Source organism: Staphylococcus sp. HMSC068C09, from assembly GCF_001813735.1.
In the GTDB taxonomy this organism is placed as follows: Bacteria; Bacillota; Bacilli; order Staphylococcales; family Staphylococcaceae; genus Staphylococcus; species Staphylococcus hominis.
Genome location: NZ_KV813774.1, coordinates 562 through 1,576 on the forward strand (window position 1 = coordinate 562; position 1,015 = coordinate 1,576).

The window sequence follows — 1,015 nt, forward strand, 5'->3', positions numbered from 1 at the left end:
GGTACGAATACAATCAATGCAATCCAACCAGATGTGCTTAAAAAATCAGAAGCAAGACAAGCAATTGATAATGAAGTTATTAATAAGAAGACAGAGATCGACAATAATGTTGATGCAACTATAGAAGAAAAAGAAGCCGCAAAATCAAAAGTAGACGAAGCTGCAGTAGAAGCAAAAAATAATATTAATCATACAGAAATAAATCAAGCTGTTGATCAAGCAAAAGAAGATGGTGTTACAACAGTTAGTCATATTCAACCAAATATAGTTAAGAAAATAGCAGCAAAGACTGCAATCGATGAAGTAGCTAGAATTAAAAAAGAAGCGATTGATCAAACACCGGGTGCAACAACAGAAGAAAAAGAAGCAGCGAAATCAAAAGTAGACGAAGCTGCGACAGAAGCAAGAAATAATATTAATCGTGCTTTGTCTAACAATGATGTAGATCAAGTAGTACATAATAGTACGGCATCAATAAATAATATCCAACCAGATATAGTTAAAAAAGAACAAGCAAAACGAGGTATAGATACTCAAGCAAAAATCAAAAAAGCCATCATTGATCAAACATCTGATGCAACGACAGAAGAAAAAGAAGCAGCGAAATCAAAAGTTGATGAAGAGGTAACAAAAGCAAAACATAGTATTGATCAAGCAGTAACAAATAGTGATGTAGATCAAGCAAAAGATAGAGGAACTGTTGCTATAAATAACATTCAGCCAGAAGTTGTAAAAAAAGAGACAGCTAAGACTTCTATTGATCAAATTGCATTAACTAGAAAAAACATCATTGATCAAACACCTGATGCAACAACAGAAGAAAAAGAAGTAGCGAAATCAAAAGTTGATGAAGAGGTAACAAAAGCAAAACGTAACATTAATCAAGCAGTTACAAATAATGATGTGAATCAAGTTGAGCATAATAGCACAATAGCAATTAATAATATTCAACCCAATATTATAAAAAAAATTGCAGCTAAAACGTTAATTGATCAAGTAGCAAGAGCTAAAAAAA

General features: G+C 32.1%; 1 protein-coding gene. It reads left to right on the forward strand.

Features of this window, described 5'->3' with window-relative positions; genetic code table 11:
• Positions 1-1,015: DUF1542 domain-containing protein (locus HMPREF2930_RS11585; RefSeq protein ID WP_176745775.1), on the forward strand; the 1,015-nt coding region annotated here is incomplete at both ends.